The 371-nt window shown below is 38.8% G+C and carries 1 pseudogene; it reads right to left on the bottom strand.

Annotation, left to right across the window (positions count from 1 at the left end):
* Positions 1-371, bottom strand: a pseudogene (locus AC1DND_RS29635) (hypothetical protein); the annotation flags it as partial.

Genomic DNA, 371 nt, shown 5'->3' with positions numbered 1-371 from the left:
TTATCAGATAGTTTTCTTAACGTATTTAAGTTCCGTAAAGCCAATTGGAAGCTTGGATTGCTTACTGCAAATAGCGTAACATTACTATCGGTTAATGTTTTTTTCAAACCCATCCTGTCAATCGCTACAATAAGCGAATCGAAAACACCTGGTTTGCTTTTCAAATAATCGTAAGTATTGCCGGCAAAGGTTACATTCTGATCTGGCGCATCGTAAAACCCTCCATTCTTCTTGCAGGCAGAATTAATTAGCGTTAGCAACGATAAGATATCGTAAGTATTGCCGGCAAAGGTTACATTCTGATCTGGCGCATCGTAAAACCCTCCATTCTTCTTGCAGGCAGAATTAATTAGCGTTAGCAACGATAAGAT

The organism is Pedobacter sp. 01N416 (assembly GCF_056399685.1).
This window is presented reverse-complemented; position numbering and strand designations above follow the sequence as displayed.